Here is a 23776-nt window from a genome sequence, read left to right on the forward strand (position 1 = left end):
TTAGCCTCCCACCAACTGCGCTAGTGCCTGTCTTGACTCTTCAAGTGTGGCGCGCTCTTCGATACTTTGCTGCAAAAAGCGCTCGAGCTCTGGAAACAGGTTGACCGCCTCGTCCAGCCGAGGGTCGTGCCCGGGGCTATACGCCCCTACGCTGATCAAATCGCGATTGCGCTGATAGCGTGAAAAAATCTGCTTAAAGGTCCGTGCCCGTTTGATCTGTTCGTCCGTCGCGACGGCGTTCATGGCCCGGCTGATCGACGCCTCGATATCGATGGCCGGGTAGTGTCCCGCCTCGGCCAGGCTGCGCGACAGCACGATATGGCCATCCAAAATCGCCCGGGCCGAGTCGGCGATGGGATCCTGCTGGTCATCGCCTTCGGTTAAAACGGTGTAAAACGCCGTGATCGAACCGCCGCCGCGTTCGGCGTTACCCGCGCGCTCGACCAGCCCCGGGAGCTTGGCGAACACCGAGGGTGGATAACCCTTGGTCGCCGGCGGCTCGCCGATGGCCAGCGCGATCTCACGCTGGGCCATGGCGTAACGGGTCAACGAGTCCATAATCAGCAATACGTTGCGCCCGCTGTCACGAAAGCCTTCGGCCAAGCGTGTGGCGTAGGAGGCGCCCTGCAGGCGTTGAAGCGGCGAGGTGTCCGCCGGGGCGGCCACGACCACTGCTCGGCGGCGCCCCTCCGGGCCTAAAATATTGTCGATGAAATCCTGTACTTCGCGGCCGCGCTCGCCGATCAGCCCGACCACGATAACATCGGCCTGGGTGTAGCGCGCCATCATGCCCAGCAGCACCGATTTACCCACACCGGAACCTGCGAAAAGCCCCATGCGCTGGCCCTTGCCAACGCTTAACAGCGCGTTGATGGCGCGAATACCGACATCGATCGGGGTGTCGATCGGCGCGCGCGACAGCGGATTGAGCGGCGCGGTATGTAGTGTTGCCCGGGCGACCTCGTCGATGCCTTCGCGGTCATCCAGGGGGTTGCCGTTACCGTCGAGCACCCGGCCCAGAAGCTCATCGCCAATGGGAAAGCGCCGCGCGCTATGGCCGCTACCATCGACCAGCGGCGAAACACGTGCACCGGGCATGAGGCCTGAAACCTGCTCGAGCGGCATCAAAAAGAGCTTTTCGCCGGAAAACCCTACCACTTCGGCTTCCGCATGCGCCTCGCTATCGTTGACTCGTCCGTCCATGCCGGGCAGTTCGATGCGGCACGCGCTGCCTACCGCCACGCGCAGCCCCACGACCTCGATCACCATGCCGGTCGCGCGCACTACCCGGCCGCTACGCCGGTAGTGGGGCAACTGGCTTACCCGGCGCGAGGTCCGCGTGAGCGCCTTGCGCCAGTGCTGCGAGTGAGTATGGGTGGCGGCGCTGTTCATGCGCTGTCCTCGGCGGTATCCGCGGGTTTATTGCGCCTGCGCATCTGGGAGGTGATGGCCTGCCAGCGACTCTCGAAGGTTGCATCGAGCTCCCCTTGGGCACTGGTCACCCGGCATCCGCCGCGGGCAAGCTGGTCGTCGGGCTGTAGCGCCCACCCGGCCGCGCTTAGCTCGACGCCTAGCCGCTCTTCTACAAGCGCGTGGTCATCCGGGTTGAGCCACAGGCGCTGCTGGCCGGTGAGCGGCGGCTCGGTATGTAAAAGCTCGCGCACCAGTTGAAGAATCTGTTCGGGCTGTTCGGCCAGCGCGTCGAGGGCGAGCTGGCGCCCGGTCATCATGGCAAGCTCGACCAAATCGTCGGCGATGGTATCGTCGATGCGCTCCAGGGCGTCAGCGAACTGTTTGGCCAGGTTTTCAAGCGGCTTGATGGCCTGATGGATCTGCTCGTCGAGGGTTTTTTGCGCCTCTGCGCGACCCTCGCTCAGGCCTTGCTCGAAACCCTCCTGATGGCCCTGGGCGAGACCGTCCTGATAACCCTGTTGTTCGGCTTCGCGGCGTACCCGTTCGTAAACGGCTTCACGCTCTTGCTCCTCGCGAAGACGTGCCTGTTCGGCGGCTTTTTGCGCGGCGGCGACTCGGCGCTGATAAGCGCTTGGCGAGGCGGCATGGTCATCACCGGCCTCGAAAGCGTGGCTCTGGAGCTCGTCCATCTGCCAGCGTTGCCACTGGCCGTGGCGGTCGAACTCGCTCGTGCGGCCGCTACACATACTCGTCGTCTCCGCCGGCCAGCACTATCTCGCCGGAGTCGGCCAGGCGGCGGACCACCTGCAAAATGGCTTTCTGCTCGGTTTCGACCTGAGAGACACGAATGGGGCCACGGGCCTCCATGTCTTCGCGCACCAAATCCGCGGCGCGTTGCGACATGTTGCGCAAAAACTTGTCCACCAAAGCCTCCTGAGCGCCCTTGAGGGCGATAACCAGCGAGTTGGTTTCGACTTCCTGGAGTACCATCTGAACCGCCCGGCTGTCCAGGTCGAGAAGATTTTCGAACAGGAACATCTCGTCGATGATTTTCTGCGCCAGGTCTTCGTTGTGGGCACGCACGGTATCGATCGCGCCCTCTTCCTGGGACGAGTTCATCAGGTTGAGAATTTCCGCCGCGGTTCTTACGCCGCCCATCTTGCTGCGCTTGAGGTTCTGACCATCCAGCATGCTGGTCAGCACTTCGGTCAACTCCTGGAGGGCGGCGGGCTGAACGCCGCTGAAGGTAGCAATCCGCAGCACGACGTCGTTACGCAGCTTCTCTTCGAAGAGCTCGAGAATGTCGGCGGCTTGATTGCGCTCCAGATGAATCAAGATCGTGGCGATGATCTGCGGATGCTCATCGCGGATCAGCTCGGATACCATCGAGGCTTCCATCAAGTTGAGCGCATCGATACCCGAATTGTTGCCGGTGCTCTCGAGAATGTCCTCGATCAGGCTCGAGGCGCGTTCGCTGCCCAGCGCCTTGGTCAATACCGAGCGAATATGGTCGCTCGAGTTGAGGTTCAGCGCCACGAACTCGTCGGTCTCGCGCTGGAAAGCCTCCAGCACGGCCTTCATGTCCTCGTGGGAAATCTGGTCGAGTCTGGCCATCTCGAGGCTGATCGCCTGTACCTCAGAGGCGTTTAAATACTTGAACACCTCTGCCGCGCTGTCTTCGTCCAGCGTGAGCAGGAGAATGGCGCTTTTACGGGCGCCGCCCATTTGTTCGATGGCGCTACTCATTGGCATTCATCCAGCTGCGAATAATCATGGCGACCATACGTGGGTCATCCTTGGCCATATCCTGCAGGTCTTTAAGGTTGTGCTCGTAAAGAGACGTTTTACGCCGGCGCTTGGGACGCTCCGCGTAGGTGTCGTCTTCTTCCGACTCCGAGCGCTCACCCTCTTCGCCAAGCCCGCCTTCACCTTCTTCTTCATCGCCAACGCTTGCGCGGAAAGTGCTACCGGGCGCCGCCGGTGCTGCAGCGGGAGGCGTCTGGGTATAGCGCTTGATCAGCGGGCGCAAAATGAGCAGATAAAGCAGCAGCGCGACAAGGGCGACCATCAGGTAGCGTCCAAGAGTCGTGGCAAGCGAAAGCGTTGCCGGGCGCTGCCACCAGACGGTGTCGTCTTCGATGTCGCTGGCGCGGACGAAGGGCGTATTGACCACTTCGATTTGATCGCCGCGGACCTCGGAGAAGCCCATCGCCTGCTGCACTAACCGCTCCAGCTGCCCTACCTCTTCCGGCGTCAGGGCGACCTGCTCGGCTTCACCTTCGTCGTTGATCACGGTTCTGAAATTGACGACCACCGCGGCGGACAAGCGTTGAACCTGGCCGAGGCGCTGCTGAACGTGCTCGATGCTACGATCCACTTCGTAATTGACGACATCGTCCTGGCGCAGGTTCGAAAGCGCGTTTTCCGGCGGCTCTTCGCCATCCTCACCTTCGCCCTCCTGGTTGATGAACGAAGGCGCCGTACCTGGCGGCGTATTGCTCAGCGCGCCAGGAATACCGGTCGCCAGCGGATCTTCGCCATCGAAGGAGAGGCTTAACTGACGGCTTCTCACCGCCGCTTCGTTCGGCGGCTGGTTGGGCCCGTAGCGCTCGGAGGTTTGTTCGCGCCGCGAGAAGTCGATCTGAGCAGCGACCTGAGCGCGCACATTATCGCTTCCCAAAATCGGCGTCAGGATGTTTTCGATACGCTGCTGATAGGAGCGCTCCACCTCGGAGATATAGGCGAGCTGAGTACCGTCCAGGTCGTTACCCTGGGAGGCTTTTGCCGAAAGCAGGCGGCCGTTTTGATCCACGACGGTCACGTCTTCGGCGGCAAGCTCGGGTACGCTGCTCGATACCATGTGCACAATCGCGCTGACCTGGCCTTCACCGAGTACGCGCCCGGACAAAAGCGTGAGTACGACAGACGCCTTGGCCGGCTCACGGTCGCGAATAAAGACCGAAGGTTTGGCCAAAGAGAGGTGAACGCGCACCCGCTCCACCGGACCCAGGGACTCGATCGAGCGGGCAAGCTCACCTTCGAGCCCGCGCTGAAAGTTAACCTGCTCGGCAAACTGGCTGATCCCGAACGCTTGGTTGTCCATTAGCTCGAGCCCTTGATTGCCGCCCCGGGGAAGCCCCTGTTCGGCAAGCTGGAGTCTTAGCATGTGGACCTGATCGCTGGGGACCATAAGCGCTTGCCCGCTATCGCTGAAACGATAGGGAATAGCGCGGCTATCGAGCTCGGAGATGATCCGGCCGCCGTCCGCTTCGTCCAGGTTGCTGTAAAGCACCCGGTATTCAGGACTGCCCGCCCACATGAAAAGCGCAGCCACCAACGCGATAGACGCCGCGGCTGCCACGATTAAGACCACCAACGGGCTCGCGCGCATTTGCTGTTTCAAGCGCGTAAGCGTGGCGTTGTTTTTTAAACTCTCTGCCGTGTCGCCTCTGGAAGCGTTAGGGGTCGAGCTGGTTTGACGGCCTGCCGTAGCACCAGTCTCGCTCATGTATTCCTCCTGGAGGTTGAGCAAAGCTGGTCACGGCCCAAGCGCATCATCAATGAAAGCATAGGCTATACTCGTCAATCCCGGTAAGTCGTGAACACAGACGTTAAAATAGATAAACTGATGCGGAACTTTGATGTGCGCCATTATGCTTAGGCGTGTCGAGCGTGAACGAAGGAAAAGCTCAGCTTTTATGACTTATTTGTTCGTATGAGGGGAGTGCTGCCAGTGGTAGGGTAGCGGCATTACTTCAACCGTATCGACGATGAGGCATACGTATGAGTTCACCCGCCATTCAGTCCGCGCTACAGCAGATGCAGGGCATGGCTTCTCAAGCCGGAGCGCCCCTGAAAAGCGAGCCGGCCGCCCTAGGGCAAAGTGGGTTTGGCGGCGAGCTGCAGGCCTCCATCCGGCGTATCAACCAGCTACAAAAAAGCGCTGACACCAAGGCGATGGAGTTCCAAGCCGGCGCGCCTAACGTGGAGCTCGGCGACGTCATGGTCGACATGCAAAAGGCCAGTGTGGCATTTCAAATGGGGCTGCAGGTGCGTAACCGTTTGGTCAGCGCCTACCGTGACGTGATGAACATGCAGGTTTAAAACCTGCGCTACGCTCAAGGCGTGGCGCAGCCGCAGCGTGTCCTTACCCGGTTACTCGGCGGCAGGCTGCGCGGTTTTCAAGCCTCGAGTGAAATAATACCCCCCTTCATCTCCTCTATTCGCTTGGCTACCTCGAGTACTTCTTCGCTTGGGATCTGCCGAATGACGTCCCCTGTCTCACGGTCGATCACGCGGGCGATGACCCTGGAGGCCTCTTCGCTGACCTCGAACTCTACGCCACGATCACGAAGCGCTTCGTTGAGGCGGGCAATGGGCTCTTCCAGCGCTTCCCGGGAGACCTCGGTCGCCGCGGGCTCACTTTGCGTTGGTGCTTGAAGCAGGCTTGCCACGCTTTCCTGGCGCAGGGGCTGCATCTGCCAGGCGGGCAGGGAGGAGGTGCCCGTGGAAGATGAAATGACGGAACTATCCAGCGGTAAAGAGTCCATACGTGTATTCCTTTTGAAATTTGCCAAGCGGCGGAAATCACTCATCGTGTCTTCGAAGCCCCGGCAACAAACGTATGGGCCTCACGAGTAATCATCGGCTGCTATCGAGTGAACTTTACTGTGATGGAAAATTAATCGCCGGTATTTCTTAAATGCCTAAAATAGCTGTCCACGTAGCGCCATATAGGCCAATAGCTCGCCTCGCGCTTTGGTATGCTCACTTTAATAACAAGGACGCTAACGACTAGTGTCAATCGCGGAGAAAACGTTGATGGAAGTGGAGCAGGACGGGTTTGAAAGCGTTGATAACCCTTCAATAATCGGCTCTTTGCTCGATACGATGATCGAAACGGGCGGGGTATCGATTTGTCTGATGACGCCAGATGCAAGCCCCGAGCCCATCGTTCTCATGGAGCGGCAGGAAGGTGAGGCGCTGGTAATGGATTTGTCCTCGGTGAGCTATCTGCTTCCTCGGCTGCAAGCGGCAGAGCCATTCTGTCTGCGTGGCCAGTCTCAGGGCAAGGTCATTCGCACGGCTCCGCTTTCGCTGATCGACGCAAGCCACTCCGGCGGGCGGCTTTTATGCCGCAGCGATTACCCCGAAGCGCTTTATGTGCTCCAGCGACGCGAAACGTTTCGCGCTCAGCTGCGCATGGGCATGACGGTGGCAGTATCGGTAACCGACGAGCAGGGCGAGAGTGTTCAGGGCGAGTTGCGCGACTTGTCTCAAAGTGGCTGCCAGGTGGAACTTCCTCTCAAGGCCAGCGGTTTGCTTGCCAACGCCGGTTCGCCGCTAAGGCTTGGCTTTACCTTTCCCGACGGCACGCAGTTCGCGGTTGATGGCGAAGCGCGGCATCAACTGACCGATGCCGAACACCACCTGCTGCGCGTTGGGTTCGAACTGGTGGATCATACTGCCGAGCAGTCGCGCAAGATCTGGTACTTCGTATGTGAAATCGAACGCGAAGCGACGCGCTACGACAAGGAAGCAAGCCAAGGGGCGCGCCAGTCGTCGCCGTTATTCGCCGCTCAAGGAGCCGAAAAAGGCGAGCAGTACCAGGTAGGTCGCCGCGATCTCCAGTACTACGCCACTCCGGCCGCGCGGCGTTTGGTGAAAGTGGCCGCCTACCTGGACGCCCAGCTTCTCTTGTTGCAAGAGGGCAGCGATATCGACTCGCGCCAGCTCTCGCTCAACGCCGACCGCATCATCAGCTTGCATGAGGAGGATCGCCAGGCGCTACTCTTCGCTTCCCGCTGCCTGTCATTGGAGCCGCTGCTGGTACGCCACGGCATCGCGGTGGCGATTCACCTTCTGGACTGGCTTGGCCGCGACACGCCAGACGATGTCCGCAAGGCCATGGTGGCAAGCTCCCTCGTCCACGACTTGGGCAAAGCATTGATCCCCCAGGTCGTATTCACCGCGCCCCACCTGGACGCTACCCAAATAAAAGCGATTGGCGAGCACCCGGGGCTTTTGCTCGACCGGTTGAAGAGCTGTCAGTGGCTTTCGAAAAACGTCGCTCAAGCGGTCATCAAGGGGATTAACGAGCGCATGGATGGCAGCGGCTATCCCGACCAGCTCGGCGGTGATGAGCTAAGCGAGCTCTCCAAGGCCTGCGCAATTATCGATGTGGTCGAGGCCATGCGCCGCGACCGTCCCGACCGCCCGGCCAAGACGACTCAGGAAATCTACCGCTACCTCCTGAGTCATCCGCAGCAGTTCGATCCGCGCTGGGTGAAGCGTTATATCGACCATTTCAAGGCGCTACCCGTGGGGGCGCTAGCGCTTTTTTCGAGCGAACAGCTGGCTTGGGTTGTGCGTGTCGATGAACAAGGGACGCCGACAGAGGTCATTTTGACCGAGGAGGCCGCGGCGCCGTTGCGCAGTACGCTGAAATATAGCGTTGCGGGCGATGTCGCCGAGCGGTTGGGCACGCCGAAACGCGAGGTGGCGGTCTCCACCTAAACCGCCGCAATGACCGATCAAAAAGCCCGCGACTGGTTAAAGTCGTCCTGGGCTACGCCGATAAACAATACAGGCCGGTCCGTTTGAACGAGGTCGTTCGAGCAGCCCATCAGGCATTGCGACATCGGCGGCTATTTTATTCATTTAAGGAGTACCCTTATGACTTATTCTCGCAGCGGCGGCGCCTATGGACGGGGGGCTAATGCCTACGCCCGCGTCGGCGTGGAGAGTGGCGTCATGTCCGCAGACCCGCATCAACTGATCGTTATGCTGTTCGATGGTGCCAAGGCGTCGATTCGCGCGGCGCGCATCCACATGCAGGCGGGTAATGTTAGCGAAAAGGGTCGCGCTATCTCCAAGGCGCTGGATATCGTGAATAATGGCCTAAACGCCGCACTCGATCAGGAAAAGGGGGGCGCGGTTGCCGAGCGGCTTGGTTCACTTTACGACTACATCGCACGGCTTTTATTGGCCGCGAACCTGCGCAACGACGAAGAAAGCCTCGACCAGGCAGAACGCCTTTTAGAGGATATTGCCTCGGCCTGGCGTGAAATAGGCCATCCACAAAGTGCGTGAGGCTCATCATGTCTGCTTTTGAAACGGCACATGCCGATACCCAGCAAGCCCTGCTCGATACCTATAGCGAGCTGTTATCGCGCGCAGCGCATATGCAGTCGCTTGCGAGCAACGAGCAGTGGGCGGAGCTTATCGAACAGCGTACCCACTACGTTTTGTTAGTCGATAAGCTTCGCGTGCTTGATGAGCGTGTCGAGCTCGATGCCGCTGGTCGGACGCTCAAAGCCGAGCTTTTAGAGCGCATTCTGGAGCACGATGTCGATATTCGCCGCCGCTTGGTCACCCGTCGCGATGAATTGGGCAAGCTGATCGGCGCTTCTCAAAAGCAGCGCGACCTGCACCGCGCCTACGCGCCTCAGCAGGGCGTCACTGACCAGGATGGCACCACGCCGTGAGCGGCATCACGCCGTTGATCGATACGTTGATGCACCAGGTGCTGGGGCGTCAGTCGGATTCGCTACAGCGCTCGATCAACGCCCCCGTCCAGCCGGTTACGCCCGGCGACGGTCCTCGCGCATTATCCCGCGACTCAAGCCTCGATGGTCGCCCAACAACCAATCTCCCTCTTGACGACTTGCGCCGCCTCCCTGCTTCGCCGGACCAGGGCGGGCGGGGCTTGCCCGCATCCAAAGGCGAGGGGGCGCCGGGCTCGACGCAAACCCACTTTAGCCCTGCGGCGCGTAGTATCGCCGATGTTCTACTGCGCTTTCCCGCGCCCCCCACGGCAGTGCGACTCGACGCCCCGCTGATGGGCCCCGACGAGCCCGCCAGTGCCGAGACGCTCTCCAATCGGCTCAACGCCAGTATTCGCGATAGCGGCCTGTTTTACGAAGCCCACTTGAAGCGCTGGTTTCAAGGAGAGGTGCCCCGCCAGCAGCTGATGCGCGAGCCGCAGATGCAGCTTGCCCGGTCTCAGGTAGCCGGCCCAATGCCGGCTGGTCCGCAAACCCAACCCGGTGCACTTCAGCCGTCCGGCCCCTTGTCGACTGGTCAGCCACTCCAACCCGGCGCCCTCCAGTCGCCCGGCCCCCTGCCCGCTGGCCCACCCATACAGCCTGGCGCGCTTCAGCCATCCGGCCCCCTGCCGGCTGGCCCGCAACTACAGCCTGGCGTGTATCAGTCGACAGGTCAGTTGTCCGCTGGACCACAGGCCCAGCCGGGGGCGTATCCGTCATCGGGTCAAACGTCTGCAGACCCCCAAACGTCGTTTGTCAGGCCCCTGGTCGCCGGCCAAGCGCCGGGCTGGGGGGCGTTTCCAGGTTCGGGCACGCCTGGCCCCATTTTGCCCAATACGGCGCTGGTATTCGTACAAGGCGCGGCGGGTGGCGTGGGCGTGCCGGGGCCGAGCACTGCTCCGGCGGCCCAGGCGACGGCTAATCTGCCCGGGGCCAGCGCAGGGGCGGGTGGAGCGAACACCAGCGCGGGCGTTACGCCGGGGCTTGCAAGCGAGCGCGCTGGGATCGAGCGCTCCGTAGGTAACCTGGCCACAACGCCCTCCCCGCTGACCGAAAAGCCGGAGGAGCGCGCGCTAGCCGCGCGGGAAAGCGCCGCGCTTCGTGATTTTGAAGCTTTGTCGTCTACCAAGCGCGAGGTCGTTCACGAAAGCCTACAGGGGCTGGTGCGTCAGCAGCTTGAAATGCTGGCTACCCCGGTGCTGCGTTGGGAAGGTGATGTCTGGGCGGGTATCTTTATGGCGCTTGTCATCAATCTACCCACGGGTCGGCAGCAGGGTGATGAAGGAGGCGAAAGCGCCGAGGCCGAACAGGAGTGGCGCTCGCAGATGCAGCTCGAAGTACCCAACGTGGGCGCATTCAACGTGACGCTTTCACTTTTCCGCTCCGTGCTCGAGGTGTCGATGGATACCTTCGATGAGGAGACTTACGCGCGCCTCGCACCCTCGATTGGTCGGCTGGAGGAGCGCCTTGGCGCGCTGGACTTTCAAAAAGTGCGCGTCAATCTAAAGCAGACACGGGATGAGACCTGATGGATTCCTCGACCGAGCGCCGCCGCCAGGCCGTGGCACTGGCCTACCACGAAGGGGAGCAGGCTCCCCGGGTCGTGGCCAAGGGCTATGGCGAGCTTGCCGAGCGCATCATGGCGGAGGCGGAGCGCCAGGGTATCTATGTTCACGATGCGCCGGAACTCGTAGCACTTTTGATGCAGCTCAATCTGGACACGGAAATTCCTGCTAGCCTATATCAGGTGGTAGCGGAGTTGCTCGTATGGGTATTCGAGCTCTCTGGAGAAGAAGAGACTCATGTTGAAAGGCGCAAGTAGCCAATACTGACGTTGTGTGCAACCATGATGGTAGGGAACAACAATCATTTTGGCGTCAGTGCAGTGGTTGATTAACGCCTCGACGTTCGATGGAACATTATGAGTCAAACAAGCTTCTTCGATGAAATCCAGGAAATTAATCTCGCGTATTTGCTGCTGGCCCAGCGTCTTTTAAATGAAGACCGCCATGCGGCAATGCTGCGCTTAAAAGTGGATGGCGAGCTCGCTGACCTGCTCGTGTCCCTGAACGCCCGTCAGCTTTCCAGGCTGGCACGCACCAATCAGTTGGTGTGCCGGTTTAGCGACATAAGCGCCAAGCAACTACGTCAGGTGATGGAGAACCCGAGAGACCAAGGGCTTTCAGGCCTGCACGCCTCACTCTTGATGGCCGGCGAACCGTTTGATTCGCTGCCCAAAGGGGAGGCCGAGTGACTCAAAAAAGCTTGGTCGACGAAATGCGCCAGGTTCAGCTAGCCATTGAGCTTATCGAGCTGGGTGCACGGTTGCAGGTATTGGAGACGGAAACCGAGCTTAGCCGTACCCGGCTTATCAAGCTCTATAAAGAGGTCCGTGGGGTTTCTCCGCCCAAGGGAATGTTGCCCTTTTCAACGGACTGGTTCGTGACCTGGTTACCCAACGTTCACTCGTCACTTTTTTATAATATTTATGGCAGTCTCAGAAAAAACACGCCTTGTGAGCGTATCGATGCCTTCGTCAAGGCATACCGGCTCTATGAAGAGCAGGTGACCCTTGAAAACGTCGACCCGGTGCTGGGCTTGACCCGCGCCTGGACGCTGGTGCGTTTTTTCGAGAGCGATCTTTTACAGCTTACCTCCTGCACCCGCTGCCTGGGCCGCTTCGTCGCGCACGCGCACAGCCCTACCCGCGACTACGTATGCGGCATCTGCCAGCCCCCTTCCCGCGCGGGCAAGACCCGCAAGCCTCAGGCATAACATAGCCTCCCTTCTACGCCTTTTATTACCTCCTAACTCACATTAAGTTCGTGTTTAATCCTGAGATAGGGGGGAAAGGTAGCGGTACTTTATCATTAAGAATTGCAAGTGCCCTGGTATGATAGGCCTAAGCGTCAAATAGGCGGGGAGCGTCCACGTTCATCATCACAACCGATGACGCAGACTCCTCTGATGTCTCACTGTCATCGCAAGGAACGTACGTGTGCTGATTCTCTTAGGTTATTTGGTAGTACTGCTGTCGGTGTTTGGCGGGTATGTCTTGGCGGGGGGAAGCCTTGGACCGATTTATCAGCCCCTCGAGTTATTGATTATCGGGGGGGCTGGCGTGGGCGCGTTTATTGCGTCCAATAACGGCAAGGCCATCAAGGCGACTTTCAAGGTACTGCCTAAGCTTAAGCGCTCCAAAAAGTACAATAAAGCGCTCTATATGGAGCTGATGGCGCTGCAGTTCAAAATCCTTTCCAAGGTGCGCCGCGAAGGCATGCTGGGTATCGAACGTGATATCGACAACCCCCAGGAGAGCGAGCTTTTCCAGGAACACCCCACGGTGCTTTCCGACCCGCATATCATGAATTTCTTGACCGACTACCTGCGCCTGATGGTCAGCGGCGGCATGGAGCCCATGGAAATCGATGAACTGATGCTCCACGAAATCGAGGTCTTTGAGCAGGAGCTTCATATACCGATCGATGCGATCAGCAAGGTGGGGGATGCGATGCCGGCGTTCGGCATCGTGGCGGCGGTCATGGGGGTGGTGAAAGCGCTGACCTATGCCGATGCCAGCCCCGATGAGATGGGTGAAATGATCGCCCACGCCCTGGTCGGCACCTTTTTGGGTATTTTGATGGGCTACGGCTTTATCAGCCCGGTATCCAGCTACGCCGACCGTCAAGCGAAAGAGGCCGAGAAAATGCTTCAGTGCATTCGCGTGACGCTTTTGGCGAGCCTGCACGGTTACGCCCCGCAGCTGGCGGTCGAGTTTGGCCGTAAAGCGCTGCACACCGAGGAGCGGCCAACGTTTAGCGAACTCGAGGAGTATGTGCGCGATGCGAAAAAGGGCGGTAATGCATGAGTAAGGGGGGCGACAAGCGCCCGATCGTCATCCGGCGCAAAAAAGTGGTCCACGCCCATCACGGCGGCGCGTGGAAAATCGCATTGGCAGACTTCATGACCGCGCTGATGGCACTTTTTCTCGTGCTCTGGATCTTGAGCGTGGCAAGTGACGAGCAGCGCCAGGGCGTGGCCGAGTACTTCAGTGCCCCGCTGGTCACCGCGGTGACCGGCGGTGACCGCTCGGGCAGCACTCGGGTGATCCCCGGCGGTGGCCCCGACCCGACGCATACCGACGGCGAGCGTGCGCGTATCGACGTCATGCAGCATACCCGGCCAAGTCTTGAGGAGCGGCGCTTTTTCAACGACCTTCAGGAGCGTATCGAGCGCGCGATCAATCAGGACCCGGAGCTTCGTCAGTTGCGCTCCCAGATGCGCTTTGACCTGACCCGGGAAGGCCTACGCATTCAGCTTCTGGATACCGATCAGCGCCCGATGTTCGAGCTGGGCAGTGACCAGGTCGCCTCCTACATGCGCAGCCTGCTACGCACGATGGCGCCGCTTTTAAACGAGCTGCCCAACGACCTGAGCATTAGTGGGCATACCGATAGCGTGCCCTATGCCGGCGGCTACCGGGGCTACAGCAATTGGGAGCTTTCCAACGACCGCGCCAACGCCTCGCGCCGCGAGCTGGTGGCCGGCGGCCTCGACCCCGACCAGCTGCTTCGCGTGTCGGGCTTTGCCGACCGGGTGCTGCTACCCGAGACGACGGCAATAGATCCGCGCAACCGGCGTATCGAACTTGTCGTACTGCTTCCGGAGATCGCCGAAGCCATCCGCAACCCCGGTGTTTTGGGCCCAGGGGATTCGGTTTCGGATGAAAATAGTATGGAAGAGGCTTTAGAAAACCTTCCGCAAGCCGATATAGCGCAGTAAGCGAGGCTTGTCATAACAACTATGACACTAATGTGGAGCAGTGCATGGATATAGCGGATTTTTTTGACACCTTTTTTGAAGAAGCCGAAGAACTGCTTGCGGATATGGAGCAGCACTTGCTGGAGCTGGATGTCGATAATCCGGATAGCGAGCAGCTGAATGCCATTTTTCGCGCCGCTCACTCCATCAAAGGCGGCGCGGGAACATTTGGGTTTAGCGTGTTGCAAAAAACCACGCATATCCTGGAAAACCTGTTGGATCACGCGCGAAAGGGAGAACTCGTTCTACGCCCCGACCTCGTTGATACGTTTTTAGAGGCCAAAGACATCATGCACGAACAGCTCGATGCCTATCGCAGCGAGGAAGAACCCGACCAGCAGGCGTTTGAGCGCATCTGCCATGTGCTTCAGCAAATCGCCCTGGAAGAGATGGGCGAGCCACTGGAAGTGGCCATAACGCCCAGCGAAGCCTCGCCCAAGGAGCCGGCGCCGGCAACCGGCGAAAGCGAAGCGGCGCCAGCGCAAGAAAGTCAGCTGGTCGTGGCCCTTTTGAACGTAAGCGATAAAGACCGTGCGCTGCTGGTAGAGGAGCTTGGACAGCTGGGCGACATCGTGCAGCAGTCCGGCGACGAAAAGCGCTTTGAAGTCGTGATGAGCGCAAGCACGAGTGCCGACGATATCGAAGCGGTGATGTGTTTTATCATCGAGCCCGACCAGATCGAAATAAGCGCCGTGGCGGCGCCCAGCGCGCCCGCAAAGGCCTCGGCCCCCGAGCCTGCTGCGCCAGCGCCCCAGGCAGAAAAACCCGCGCCGCCGCAAAAAAGTGCGAACGCCCCGGCCGCAGCCCCAAAAGCCGACAAGGCAGCGGCCAAGAAAGCCGCGCCCGAATCGAGCTCGATTCGCGTGTCCGTGGACAAGGTCGACCAAATCATCAACCTGGTGGGCGAGCTGATCATCACCCAGTCGATGCTCGATCAGACGGTGAGCGATTTAAACGATCAGTCGATAGGCAACGGGTCGCTCCAAAACGGCATGAGCCTTCTCCAGCGTAACGCCCGGGATCTGCAGGAATCGGTCATGTCGATCCGCATGATTCCCATGGAGTTCGTGTTCAGCCGCTTCCCCCGCGTGGTGCGCGATACCGCCGGCAAGCTGGGTAAAGAGATCGAGCTGATTACCGAAGGCAAGTCCACCGAGCTCGACAAGAGTCTGGTGGAGCGGATCACCGACCCGCTGACCCACCTGGTGCGTAACAGTCTCGACCACGGCATCGAAATGCCCGAGGTGCGCGAGGCGCTGGGCAAGCCCCGTCAAGGCAAGCTGACCCTGGCTGCCCGCCATCAGGGCGGCAATATTCTCATCGAGGTCAAGGACGACGGCGCCGGCATGGACCGTGACCGCTTGCTCGCCAAGGCCCGCGAGAATGGGCTGAACGTCTCGGACACCATGACCGACGAAGAGGTCTTTCAGCTCATTTTTGCCCCCGGCTTCTCCACCGCCGCCGAGGTCACCGACGTCTCCGGGCGCGGCGTCGGCATGGACGTGGTCAAGCGGAACATCCAGAAAATGGGTGGGCGCGTCGAGATTCAATCCAAACTCGGCGAGGGTACCAACACGCGTATCGTGCTGCCGCTGACGCTTGCCATTCTGGACGGTATGTCTATCAAGGTGGGTAGCGAAACCTTCATTCTACCGCTATCCACGGTGCTCGAGTCGCTTCAGCCTTCCAGCGGCGACATGTACGCCATGGCCGGCGACGACGTAGTGCTCAAGGTACGCGACGAGTATCTGCCGGTGATCGCGATTCATGAAGCGCTGGACGTGACGGACGCCATCACCGACCCGACCAAGAGTATCGCTGTGATCGTACAGGGCGAAGGCCGGCGCTATGCGCTGCTGGTCGACGAGCTGGTGGGACAGCAGCAGGTGGTCGTAAAGAATCTGGAAGACAACTACCGCAAGGTGCCCGGTGTCTCCGCCGCTACGATCCTGGGCGATGGCAGCGTGGCGCTGATTCTGGATATTACCGGCCTACACCGCTTAAGCCGCCATAAAAAAGAAGCGGGCAAAAACGTTCACCACCACCCCCAATTCTCGTATGACAAGGAGACCGAGCTGTCATGAGTCATTCAAATAGTGACGCGGTGCTGGCCGCCGCGGAAGCGGACAACAGCGAATTTCTGGTGTTCTCACTGGGCGAAGAAGAGTACGCCATCGATATCCTCAAGGTTCAGGAAATTCGCGGCTACGAAAACGTAACCCGTATTGCCAACGCTCCTGAGTTCATCAAAGGAGTCACCAACCTGCGCGGCGTGATCGTGCCGATCGTCGATCTGCGCATCAAGTTCCATCTCGAAAACGTCGAGTACGGTGGCCAGACCGTGGTGATCGTGGTCAACGTCGCCGAGCGCGTCGTCGGTATCGTGGTGGACGGCGTATCGGACGTCATGACCCTAACGCCGGACCAGATCAAACCTGCACCGGAGTTCGGCGTCACGCTCTCTTCGGATTTCTTGAGCGGACTGGGCAGCCTCGAAGACCGCATGCTGGTGCTGGTGGATATCGACAAGCTTTTAACCAGCGAAGAGATGGCGCTTGTCGACAGTACCCAGCAAGCGTAATCCCGCTTTTAAGAAGCCGGGCGCGAAGAGCCCTTTTAAAAGATCGACTTAAAAGACTTTGGCATAAAGAGCGCTGGCAGGACCAGAGCCGCAGGCGTTGAAAAGGGATATCGCTAATGCATCAGTTGATGAACAACATGACCGTCCGGCTTAGCTGGGCACTGGTTTTGGTTACCTTCTCCTTGCTTGTCATCGCCGCCTGCGCGACAGGGCTTTACGCACTTCAGGAGAGCGGTGCCATCCTACGGTCAACGAGCGATATCGCGGTCCAACAGCAGCTCTTCGCTGACTTTGCCGGTATTGTCCGCTGGACACTGATCGCGGTGCTGGTCGTGACCGCGCTTACCGTGGCGGTCGTGGTATGGGGCGTCACCGTCAACGTACTGCGCCCGCTCAGCCGCCTGGTGGGGTATTTCGAACGTATGGCCGAAGGTGACTTGAACCAGCAGATCAGCGCGCCGGGGAATAACGAAATCGGCCGGCTCTATATCGCCATGGCGGACATGCAAACCTCGCTATCGGAAACCGTTGGGGTGGTTCGCCAAAGCGGCACGTCCATCTTCGAGCGCGCCCAGAGTATCGCCAGCAGCAATAACGACTTGTCATCGCGTACCGAGCAGCAGGCCTCGTCGCTCGAAGAGACCGCCTCCAGCATGGAGGAGCTCGCCTCGACGGTGAACCACAATGCGGACAACGCGCGTCAGGCAAGCACCCTGGCCGGCGACGCCACGCTCACCGCGCGCCAAAGCGGTGACGAAGTCAGTCGTATCGTCGAGACCATGCAGGAGATCAGCTCCAGCTCACACAAGGTGGCCGACATCATCACGGTGATCGACACCATCGCCTTTCAGACCAATATTCTGGCGCTCAACGCCTCGGTGGAAGCCGCGCGGGCCGGCGAGCACGGCCGTGGTTTTGCGGTGGTGGCGCAAGAGGTGCGTAATCTGGCCAGCCGCAGCGCCAACGCCTCTAAAGAGATCCGCGCGCTCATCGATGCCTCGCTCACCAAGGTGGACAGCGGCACCGACCGGGTAAATCAGGCCGGCGAGACCATGCAAGGCCTGGTCAGCGCGGTTCAGCGGGTCAGCGACATCATGGATGAAATCGCCTCGGCTTCGGAAGAACAGAGCAACGGTATCAGCCAGGTGAATCAGGCCGTTACCCAGATGGACGACGTCGTACAGCAGAACGCCAGGCTGGTGCAGCAGGCAGCCGGGCGTGCCAATGAGCTCGAAAGCGACGCAGCGCGCCTGAGGGAGGCAGTCGAGCGTTTCAAGGTCGTCGATCGCGCGCAAAAAGCGCCGGCCCCGGCCCCCGCACCGCTGGCGCGCCCGGCCCCGGCAAGCCTTGCAAGCCCGGCGCCCGCCCCGCGCGGTCAGGCCGTTGAAGAGTGGGAAGCCTTTTAGGCCACTTGTCCTGCATAAGCAGGCTCCTCATCAGGGCTTGAAAGAGCATCGACGTTACTAATACCAAAAAAACAAGGCAATGCCATGCGCAATAATCAGCCAGTTACCCAGCGGGAAGTGGAGCTTAATGGGGACGACTTTCTTGTCTCGCGGACGGATCTCGACGGGCGTATTACGTACGCCAATCCGGCCTTCATCGAGATTAGCGGCTTCAACCGCGAAGAGCTGATTGGCGCGGCGCACAATATCATTCGCCACCCGGATATGCCGCCGGCGGCCTTCGAAAACCTGTGGCAGACCGCACGATCCTCCGAGACCTGGCGTGGGCTGGTTAAAAACCGCTGCAAAAGCGGCGATCACTACTGGGTAGAGGCGAGCGTTACACCGATCATCGAAAACGACGAGGTGGTGGGCTATACCTCGGTACGGGTGCAGGCAAGCCGCGAGGCCATTGCCTACGCGGAACGCATTTACGCGGCTATACGCGAAGGGCGGGCCAGGGGCGTGTATCTCGATAAAGGGCGTATCCGCCGCCGAGGTGTGGTGGCACGTATCAAGCGGCTGCGCCCGGACACCATTCGCGCCAAACTGGTGGGAATGATCGTGGTCGGCGGAGTGCTGCTGCTCGCCAGCGGCGGTATCGGGCTTTACGGCATCGACGCCTCCGGCGAGCGCCTTCAGCGGCTCAATCAGGATGGCTTGCGCGATGTCATTCGCCTTCAGCAGATCGATCAGGGTATTGCCCAGGCCCGTCAACAGTTGGTCGAACGCGGGCGTATGGAGCTCATCGATCAGCGTTTCGAGATCGGCGCGGAGATCGAGCAGGACATCGAAGAAATCGGCGCCACCTGGCAGGTGTTTTACGCAAGCGACACCAATGCCACCGAGCTTGCCGACGCCTTTGACGAACGCCTTCAAGGGTTTTTTGCCGATAACATGGGCGGCGCTGCCCGGATGCTTCAGGCCGAAGATGCGCTGGACGTGCTGACCGGAATCGACGATGTCACCAGCGCCATGAATAGCGAAGGTCGCGCGCTATCGCTGATGGTCAACGAGCTAATTGCCCAGGAACAGCGTGCAGCCGAGGCGATGGCCGCTGACGCGGAGCAGGCGCAAACGGCAATGCTGGCCACCCAGGCGGGCGTGCTCGGGGTTGGTCTGCTGGCACTGATTCTGCTCGGCACGGTGCTTCTGCGCTCCATCTTGAGACCGCTAAAAGACGCCTCGCGGTTTACGCTTCAAATTGCCGGCGGCAACCTGGCGGCGCGTGTTCCCGAGCGCCGCCAGGACGAGATCGGGCATCTAATGGGCTCGCTCAATACCATGCGTAAAAGCCTTGGCAGTATCATTGGCGATGTCAAAGAGGGGATCGGTGTCGTGACACCGGCGGCTCAAAATATTGCCAGCGGCAACGAAGAGCTCTCTGCGCGTACCGAACAGCAGGCGGCATCGCTTCAGCAAACCGCCTCCAGCATGGAAGAGATGACCACGACCGTTCGCCAAAATAGTGAAAACGCTCAACAGGCGCGCCGTTTGGCCGATAACAATGCTGAGCGGGTGAGTGAAACCGGTGATTTGATGAACCAACTGGTCAGCAACATGCAGCGGATTACGCAAAGTTCCCAGCAAATGGCCGATATCATCAACGCCATCGACTCGATTGCGTTTCAGACCAACATACTGGCGCTGAATGCATCGGTCGAAGCGGCCCGGGCCGGCGAGCATGGCCGCGGCTTTGCCGTCGTCGCCGAAGAGGTGCGCAACCTGGCCGGACGCTCGGCCTCCGCCGCCCAGGAAATTCGCACGCTGATCGATGGCTCGCGTCAGGATGTCGCCGCCGGGGCCGGGCTTGTCGAGCGCGCGGAGACGGCGATCGGCGACGTAGCGGAAACGGCGCGCAGCGTCACGAACATCATGCACGAAATCTCTTCGGCGTCCGAAGAGCAGAGTGCCGGTATTAGCGAAGTGAATCAGTCGGTGGCTGAAATGGATCAGGCGACACAGCAAAACGCCGCGCGTGTGCAGGAAACGGCCCAGGCCGCGGTATCGCTCGAGCGTCAAACGACGCTGCTGGCGCTGTCGGTCGAGGCGTTCAGGCTGGAGAGTGAGGCGCCGAGGGCGGCCACCGCCAGCGGGTTTTCGCCACCCAGAACACCCCATAATGCCCTAAAAGATGCATCCGCGATGTCTTCCAGCGATACATCAACAACTACCCCGTCGGCTTCTGTGCCTATCAAACGGCAATCCGCGGTTGCAGAGGAGTGGCAAGCATTTTGAACGAACCACGTGATGGGTCGGCAGATACCGGTCAATGGACGACGGGAGGTCAGATCGAGCGTGATCTTGTACTGACCGACGCTGACTTCTTGCGTATCCGCGAGCTGATTTATCAGCGCGCCGGGATCGTGCTGGCCGAACACAAGCGAGAGATGGTTTATAGCCGTCTGGCAAGGCGGCTACGTCATCACGGCATGACCCGCTTTACCGACTACCTTTCGCGACTAGAGCGCCAGCCCGACGCCAAAGAGTGGGAGGCGTTTACCAATGCGCTGACCACTAACCTGACCGCCTTTTTCCGCGAAGCACACCACTTCCCCCTGCTCGCCGAGCATATCAAGGACAAGGCCGGGCCGATCACGATCTGGTGTTCCGCCGCCTCGACGGGCGAGGAGCCTTACTCGCTTGCGATGACGCTTTTGGAAGTGCTGGGCGCCAAGGCCTCCAACGCCAAGATCGTCGCCACGGATATCGATACCGACGCCTTGGCCCGGGCCCGGGCGGGGATCTACCCCCAGGAGCAGGTGCGCAAGCTCGACGAGGCGCGGGTCAAACGTTTCTTCCAAAAGGGCACGGGCAACCATATCGGACTTGCTCGCGTGCGGCCTGAAGTATCGGCGCTGGTGGAGTTTTTGCCCCTGAACTTGCTGGCGCCCAAGTGGCCTGTTCAGGGCCCTTTTGACGCCATTTTCTGTCGCAACGTCATGATCTATTTCAACAAAGAGACCCAGGCAACCATTTTGCAACGCTTTGCCCCCTTGCTTAAAGAAGACGGGCTGTTGTTTGCCGGGCATTCGGAGAATTTTTCCTATATCAGCGACGCCTTCAAGCTGCGTGGGCAGACGGTCTACACCCGTGCAAAGTGACAGCGGCGTACCCTTCAGGAGGTTTCTACCGGTGAGTTCAATAACAGGAGGCGGGCTTTGAGTACTGCCAAAATCAAAGTGCTATGCGTGGATGACTCGGCGCTGATTCGCGATTTGCTAACCACGATCATCAACGAGCAACCGGATATGGAAGTGGTCGCCACCGCGCCCGACCCGCTGGTCGCCCGGGATTTGATCAAGCAGCATAACCCGGATGTGCTGACGCTGGACGTCGAGATGCCGCGTATGGACGGTCTGGATTTCCTGGACCGGCTCATGCGCCTGCGTCCGATGCCGGTGCTGATGGTGTCGTCGTTGACCCAAAGCGGCTCGGAGATCACGCTGCGCGCGCTGGAACTCGGGGCGCTGGATTTCGTCGCCAAGCCAAGCCTTGGGGTACGCAGCGGCATGATGGAGTACGCCAACGAAATCGCCGAGAAAATTCGCGCCGCGGCCCGCTCACGCCCCCGCCAGGCGCGTAAACCGGCCGCGGCGCCCACGGCGCTGAAAGCGCCACTGGTCACCAGCGAAAAGCTGATCATCATCGGCGCCTCGACCGGCGGTACCGAAGCGATTCGCAGCGTGCTCGAGCCGCTACCGGCCAATGCCCCCGCTATTTTGATTACCCAGCATATGCCCGGCGGCTTTACCCACTCCTTCGCCGAGCGCCTCGACCGGCTTTGCCGAATCACCGTCAAGGAGGCGTCGGAAGGCGAGCGAGTACTGCCCGGTCATGCTTATATCGCGCCTGGCGGTCAGCACCTGGAGCTTGCGCGAAGCGGCGCCAACTACGTGGTGCGCCTGCACGATGGCGACCCGGTCAACCGCCACCGCCCGTCGGTGGACGTACTGTTTCACTCCGCGTCCAAACACGCCGGGAAAAACGCTATCGGCGTCATCCTGACGGGCATGGGCAAGGACGGCGCCGCCGGGCTTTTGGAGATGCGCCAGGCCGGCGCACCGACGATTGCCCAAAACGAACAGACGTGCGTGGTCTTCGGTATGCCGCGGGAAGCCATTGCGGTAGGTGGCGCCGGGGAGACCCTGGCGCTGGACGATATTCCTGCGCGCTTGATGGCGCTCGTCGCCGCGTCTGGCCGCGCGCAGCGGGTATAAACTTAAACGAGGGGTAAGGGACATGGGACGTATCGGGCGTAATCTGAGTATTCACGCAACGGTCGTGGCGGCACTGGGTAGCTTTATCGTACTGATTTTGGCGCTGATTGCGCTCAACGTCATGACCGATCGCTCGACGGAACGTAATGTAAGCACGCTAACGACGATCAGCCGTGACCAGCTCAATGAGCTCAACCGCGGCGATTCGCTGCTCAATCAGGCCATGATCGAGCTCGAGAGGGCTGCCAACTACATTTCGACCGACCAAGGCGATCTGGCGGTCGATGCACTCGCTACCGCGACAGACCGTATCGAGCGCGCCGAGGTACGCTTCGATCACTTCATTGCAACCCCACGTAAGCCTCAAGGCGAAGAGCTTGCTGCCTCCATGATCGCTGATTACCAGCAGATCTTGCCAATGGTCAAACAGCAGCACGCAAGCCTGGTCGCCGGGGATACATCAGCCTTCGATCAACTGCGCGATCAGCTGAAAGCGCCGCTTTTCAGCTTTACCGAGAGCATGACCACGTTTACCCGCTATGGCTTCTCCCGGGTGGATGGCATCCATGACGATATTCAGGAGCAGCGCGCGCTGTTCAACATGCTCTACGTTGGCGCCGTGATCATTACGCTTTTGTTGGCCGTGATGGTTTACGTGGGTCTACGCCGAGTCGTAACGACGCCGCTCAACGAGGCCGTGCGCCGTCTCAACAAGATTGCCGACGCCGATTTGACCGAACCGCTGCCCAAGGCGAGCAATAACGAAATTGGCCAGCTGTTCGCGGCAATGGGAACCATGCAGGAGAGTCTCATCCGACTGGTTGGCCGGGTGCGCGAAGGCAGCGGCTCGATTCACCACGGCACGCGGGAAATCGCCCAAGGCAATACCGAGCTTTCCTCGCGGACCGAGCAGCAGGCCGCGTCCATTGAGGAGACCGCGGCAAGCATGGAGCAGATGACCGCGACCGTAAAACAGAACGCGGATAACGCCCGTCAGGCAAGCGGGCTCGCCGGTGAGGCATCGTCCACCGCCGAGCAGGGCGGCCAGGTCGTCGACCAGGTCGTGCAGACCATGCACGGGATTTCGCAAAGCTCGCAAAAAGTGGCGGATATCACCAGCGTCATCGACTCGATCGCCTTTCAAACCAACATACTGGCGCTGAACGCCTCGGTCGAGGCCGCAAGAGCCGGTGAGCAGGGCCGCGGTTTCGCCGTCGTGGCCGGCGAGGTGCGCAATCTCGCCAGCCGCAGCGCCGACGCGGCCAAAGAGATCAAAACGCTGATCGATGACTCGGTCAAACAGATCGCCAGCGGCTCGACCCTGGTCGAGCAGGCTGGAGCCACCATGACCGACGTGGTCAGCGCCGTTCGTCGGGTCGCCGACATCATGGACGAGATCTCCGCAGCTTCCCAGGAGCAGAGCGACGGCATCGAACAGGTCAGCCACGCCGTAGGGCAGATGGACGAAGTCACCCAGCAAAACGCGGCCCTGGTCCAGCAGGCGGCAGCGGCAGCGGCATCGCTCGAGGACCAGGCCAGTCGGCTCGAGCAGGCGGTCGCGGTCTTTAAAGTGCTGGAAGGCCAGCAAAGTCGCGCGTCGGCTCCCGGCTCTAACGCTGCGGGCCAGCAGGCCGCTCGTAAACCCGCTTTGGCGTCTCCGGCGAAGCAAAGTGCGCCGCGGGCGGAAAAAACCGGCAAGCGTGAAAGCGCGGTCGAAGAGTGGGAATCCTTTTAATTCAACGCCCCTGA

Annotated in this window: 22 protein-coding genes; 17 read left to right on the forward strand and 5 right to left on the reverse strand. The window is 60.3% G+C overall.

Annotated elements, in window-relative coordinates; genetic code table 11:
• The 4 genes from fliI to fliF are packed head-to-tail and all read right to left on the reverse strand — an operon-like array spanning nucleotide 1 to nucleotide 4921.
• Nucleotides 1–1392, reverse strand: coding sequence for a flagellar protein export ATPase FliI (gene fliI, locus ACWHRL_RS00485; RefSeq protein WP_447894835.1), 1392 nt, complete (start codon nucleotides 1390–1392; stop codon nucleotides 1–3).
• Nucleotides 1389–2159 (reverse strand): flagellar assembly protein FliH, encoded by a 771-nt coding sequence (locus ACWHRL_RS00490; protein WP_447894836.1) that lies wholly within the window; start codon nucleotides 2157–2159, stop codon nucleotides 1389–1391. The genes fliI and ACWHRL_RS00490 overlap by 4 nt, the downstream gene beginning before the upstream one ends.
• The gene (fliG, locus tag ACWHRL_RS00495; RefSeq protein WP_447527350.1) at nucleotides 2152–3159 is read right to left on the reverse strand and encodes a flagellar motor switch protein FliG; all 1008 of its coding nucleotides are present in this window, start codon (nucleotides 3157–3159) and stop codon (nucleotides 2152–2154) included. The genes ACWHRL_RS00490 and fliG overlap by 8 nt, the downstream gene beginning before the upstream one ends.
• Nucleotides 3152–4921, reverse strand: a complete 1770-nt coding sequence (gene fliF, locus ACWHRL_RS00500) for a flagellar basal-body MS-ring/collar protein FliF (protein WP_447527351.1) — start codon at nucleotides 4919–4921, stop codon at nucleotides 3152–3154. The genes fliG and fliF overlap by 8 nt, the downstream gene beginning before the upstream one ends.
• Before the next feature lie 275 nt (nucleotides 4922–5196).
• Between fliF and fliE the strand changes: the two genes are divergently transcribed.
• Nucleotides 5197–5517 (forward strand): flagellar hook-basal body complex protein FliE, encoded by a 321-nt coding sequence (fliE, locus tag ACWHRL_RS00505; RefSeq protein ID WP_447527352.1) that lies wholly within the window; start codon nucleotides 5197–5199, stop codon nucleotides 5515–5517.
• 77 nt (nucleotides 5518–5594) lie between these two features.
• On the opposite strand, the gene ACWHRL_RS00510 is transcribed toward fliE, so the two are convergent.
• Complete coding sequence (locus tag ACWHRL_RS00510; RefSeq protein WP_447894837.1) at nucleotides 5595–5963, reverse strand: flagellar protein FlaG; 369 nt, start codon at nucleotides 5961–5963, stop codon at nucleotides 5595–5597.
• A gap of 247 nt (nucleotides 5964–6210) precedes the next feature.
• Between ACWHRL_RS00510 and ACWHRL_RS00515 the strand changes: the two genes are divergently transcribed.
• From ACWHRL_RS00515 to ACWHRL_RS00590, 16 genes are all read left to right on the forward strand, one after another.
• Entirely contained in the window at nucleotides 6211–7929 is a 1719-nt protein-coding gene (locus tag ACWHRL_RS00515; protein ID WP_447894838.1) for an HD domain-containing phosphohydrolase, read from the forward strand.
• 159 nt (nucleotides 7930–8088) lie between these two features.
• Nucleotides 8089–8505 carry a flagellar export chaperone FliS gene (gene fliS / locus ACWHRL_RS00520; protein WP_447527355.1) on the forward strand — a complete coding sequence of 139 codons (417 nt, stop codon included), beginning with the start codon at nucleotides 8089–8091 and terminating at the stop codon, nucleotides 8503–8505.
• An 8-nt stretch (nucleotides 8506–8513) separates the two neighbouring features.
• Nucleotides 8514–8900, forward strand: coding sequence for a flagellar protein FliT (gene fliT, locus ACWHRL_RS00525; protein WP_447894839.1), 387 nt, complete (start codon nucleotides 8514–8516; stop codon nucleotides 8898–8900).
• Nucleotides 8897–10489, forward strand: coding sequence for a flagellar hook-length control protein FliK (locus tag ACWHRL_RS00530; RefSeq protein WP_447894840.1), 1593 nt, complete (start codon nucleotides 8897–8899; stop codon nucleotides 10487–10489). The genes fliT and ACWHRL_RS00530 overlap by 4 nt, the downstream gene beginning before the upstream one ends.
• The gene (locus tag ACWHRL_RS00535) at nucleotides 10489–10782 is read left to right on the forward strand and encodes an EscU/YscU/HrcU family type III secretion system export apparatus switch protein (protein WP_447527358.1); all 294 of its coding nucleotides are present in this window, start codon (nucleotides 10489–10491) and stop codon (nucleotides 10780–10782) included. Before ACWHRL_RS00530 ends, ACWHRL_RS00535 begins: the two co-directional genes overlap by 1 nt.
• Nucleotides 10783–10881: 99 nt before the next feature.
• Nucleotides 10882–11214 carry a flagellar transcriptional regulator FlhD gene (gene flhD, locus ACWHRL_RS00540; protein ID WP_447527359.1) on the forward strand — a complete coding sequence of 111 codons (333 nt, stop codon included), beginning with the start codon at nucleotides 10882–10884 and terminating at the stop codon, nucleotides 11212–11214.
• Nucleotides 11211–11735, forward strand: a complete 525-nt coding sequence (gene flhC / locus ACWHRL_RS00545) for a flagellar transcriptional regulator FlhC (protein WP_447527360.1) — start codon at nucleotides 11211–11213, stop codon at nucleotides 11733–11735. The genes flhD and flhC overlap by 4 nt, the downstream gene beginning before the upstream one ends.
• 223 nt (nucleotides 11736–11958) lie before the next feature.
• Nucleotides 11959–12828 (forward strand): flagellar motor stator protein MotA, encoded by an 870-nt coding sequence (gene motA / locus ACWHRL_RS00550; RefSeq protein ID WP_447894841.1) that lies wholly within the window; start codon nucleotides 11959–11961, stop codon nucleotides 12826–12828.
• On the forward strand, nucleotides 12825–13742 hold the full coding sequence (gene motB / locus ACWHRL_RS00555; protein WP_447527362.1) for a flagellar motor protein MotB: 918 nt from the start codon (nucleotides 12825–12827) through the stop codon (nucleotides 13740–13742). Before motA ends, motB begins: the two co-directional genes overlap by 4 nt.
• Nucleotides 13743–13786: 44 nt before the next feature.
• Complete coding sequence (gene cheA / locus ACWHRL_RS00560) at nucleotides 13787–15865, forward strand: chemotaxis protein CheA (protein WP_447894842.1); 2079 nt, start codon at nucleotides 13787–13789, stop codon at nucleotides 15863–15865.
• A complete protein-coding gene (gene cheW, locus ACWHRL_RS00565; protein WP_447527364.1) occupies nucleotides 15862–16362 on the forward strand; it encodes a chemotaxis protein CheW in 501 nt (166 codons plus the stop codon). Before cheA ends, cheW begins: the two co-directional genes overlap by 4 nt.
• A gap of 116 nt (nucleotides 16363–16478) precedes the next feature.
• Nucleotides 16479–17768 (forward strand): methyl-accepting chemotaxis protein, encoded by a 1290-nt coding sequence (locus ACWHRL_RS00570; protein WP_447894843.1) that lies wholly within the window; start codon nucleotides 16479–16481, stop codon nucleotides 17766–17768.
• A gap of 84 nt (nucleotides 17769–17852) precedes the next feature.
• Complete coding sequence (locus ACWHRL_RS00575; RefSeq protein ID WP_447894844.1) at nucleotides 17853–20045, forward strand: methyl-accepting chemotaxis protein; 2193 nt, start codon at nucleotides 17853–17855, stop codon at nucleotides 20043–20045.
• The gene (locus tag ACWHRL_RS00580; RefSeq protein ID WP_447527367.1) at nucleotides 20042–20911 is read left to right on the forward strand and encodes a CheR family methyltransferase; all 870 of its coding nucleotides are present in this window, start codon (nucleotides 20042–20044) and stop codon (nucleotides 20909–20911) included. The genes ACWHRL_RS00575 and ACWHRL_RS00580 overlap by 4 nt, the downstream gene beginning before the upstream one ends.
• Nucleotides 20912–20968: 57 nt before the next feature.
• Nucleotides 20969–22027 carry a protein-glutamate methylesterase/protein-glutamine glutaminase gene (locus tag ACWHRL_RS00585; protein WP_447527368.1) on the forward strand — a complete coding sequence of 353 codons (1059 nt, stop codon included), beginning with the start codon at nucleotides 20969–20971 and terminating at the stop codon, nucleotides 22025–22027.
• 22 nt (nucleotides 22028–22049) lie between these two features.
• Entirely contained in the window at nucleotides 22050–23762 is a 1713-nt protein-coding gene (locus ACWHRL_RS00590) for a methyl-accepting chemotaxis protein (protein WP_447894845.1), read from the forward strand.
• The last annotated feature ends 14 nt before the right edge of the window (nucleotides 23763–23776 follow it).

The sequence above is a fragment of the Vreelandella sp. GE22 genome (assembly GCF_968212445.1).

Coding starts and splice junctions, on each gene's coding strand:
- fliI (WP_447894835.1), bottom strand. CDS start 1,392: ATGAACAGCGCCGCCACCCATACTCACTCGCAGCACTGGCGCAAGGCG.
- ACWHRL_RS00490 (WP_447894836.1), bottom strand. CDS start 2,159: ATGTGTAGCGGCCGCACGAGCGAGTTCGACCGCCACGGCCAGTGGCAA.
- fliG (WP_447527350.1), bottom strand. CDS start 3,159: ATGAGTAGCGCCATCGAACAAATGGGCGGCGCCCGTAAAAGCGCCATT.
- fliF (WP_447527351.1), bottom strand. CDS start 4,921: ATGAGCGAGACTGGTGCTACGGCAGGCCGTCAAACCAGCTCGACCCCT.
- fliE (WP_447527352.1), top strand. CDS start 5,197: ATGAGTTCACCCGCCATTCAGTCCGCGCTACAGCAGATGCAGGGCATG.
- ACWHRL_RS00510 (WP_447894837.1), bottom strand. CDS start 5,963: ATGGACTCTTTACCGCTGGATAGTTCCGTCATTTCATCTTCCACGGGC.
- fliS (WP_447527355.1), top strand. CDS start 8,089: ATGACTTATTCTCGCAGCGGCGGCGCCTATGGACGGGGGGCTAATGCC.
- fliT (WP_447894839.1), top strand. CDS start 8,514: ATGTCTGCTTTTGAAACGGCACATGCCGATACCCAGCAAGCCCTGCTC.
- ACWHRL_RS00535 (WP_447527358.1), top strand. CDS start 10,489: ATGGATTCCTCGACCGAGCGCCGCCGCCAGGCCGTGGCACTGGCCTAC.
- flhD (WP_447527359.1), top strand. CDS start 10,882: ATGAGTCAAACAAGCTTCTTCGATGAAATCCAGGAAATTAATCTCGCG.
- motB (WP_447527362.1), top strand. CDS start 12,825: ATGAGTAAGGGGGGCGACAAGCGCCCGATCGTCATCCGGCGCAAAAAA.
- cheA (WP_447894842.1), top strand. CDS start 13,787: ATGGATATAGCGGATTTTTTTGACACCTTTTTTGAAGAAGCCGAAGAA.
- cheW (WP_447527364.1), top strand. CDS start 15,862: ATGAGTCATTCAAATAGTGACGCGGTGCTGGCCGCCGCGGAAGCGGAC.
- ACWHRL_RS00570 (WP_447894843.1), top strand. CDS start 16,479: ATGCATCAGTTGATGAACAACATGACCGTCCGGCTTAGCTGGGCACTG.
- ACWHRL_RS00575 (WP_447894844.1), top strand. CDS start 17,853: ATGCGCAATAATCAGCCAGTTACCCAGCGGGAAGTGGAGCTTAATGGG.
- ACWHRL_RS00590 (WP_447894845.1), top strand. CDS start 22,050: ATGGGACGTATCGGGCGTAATCTGAGTATTCACGCAACGGTCGTGGCG.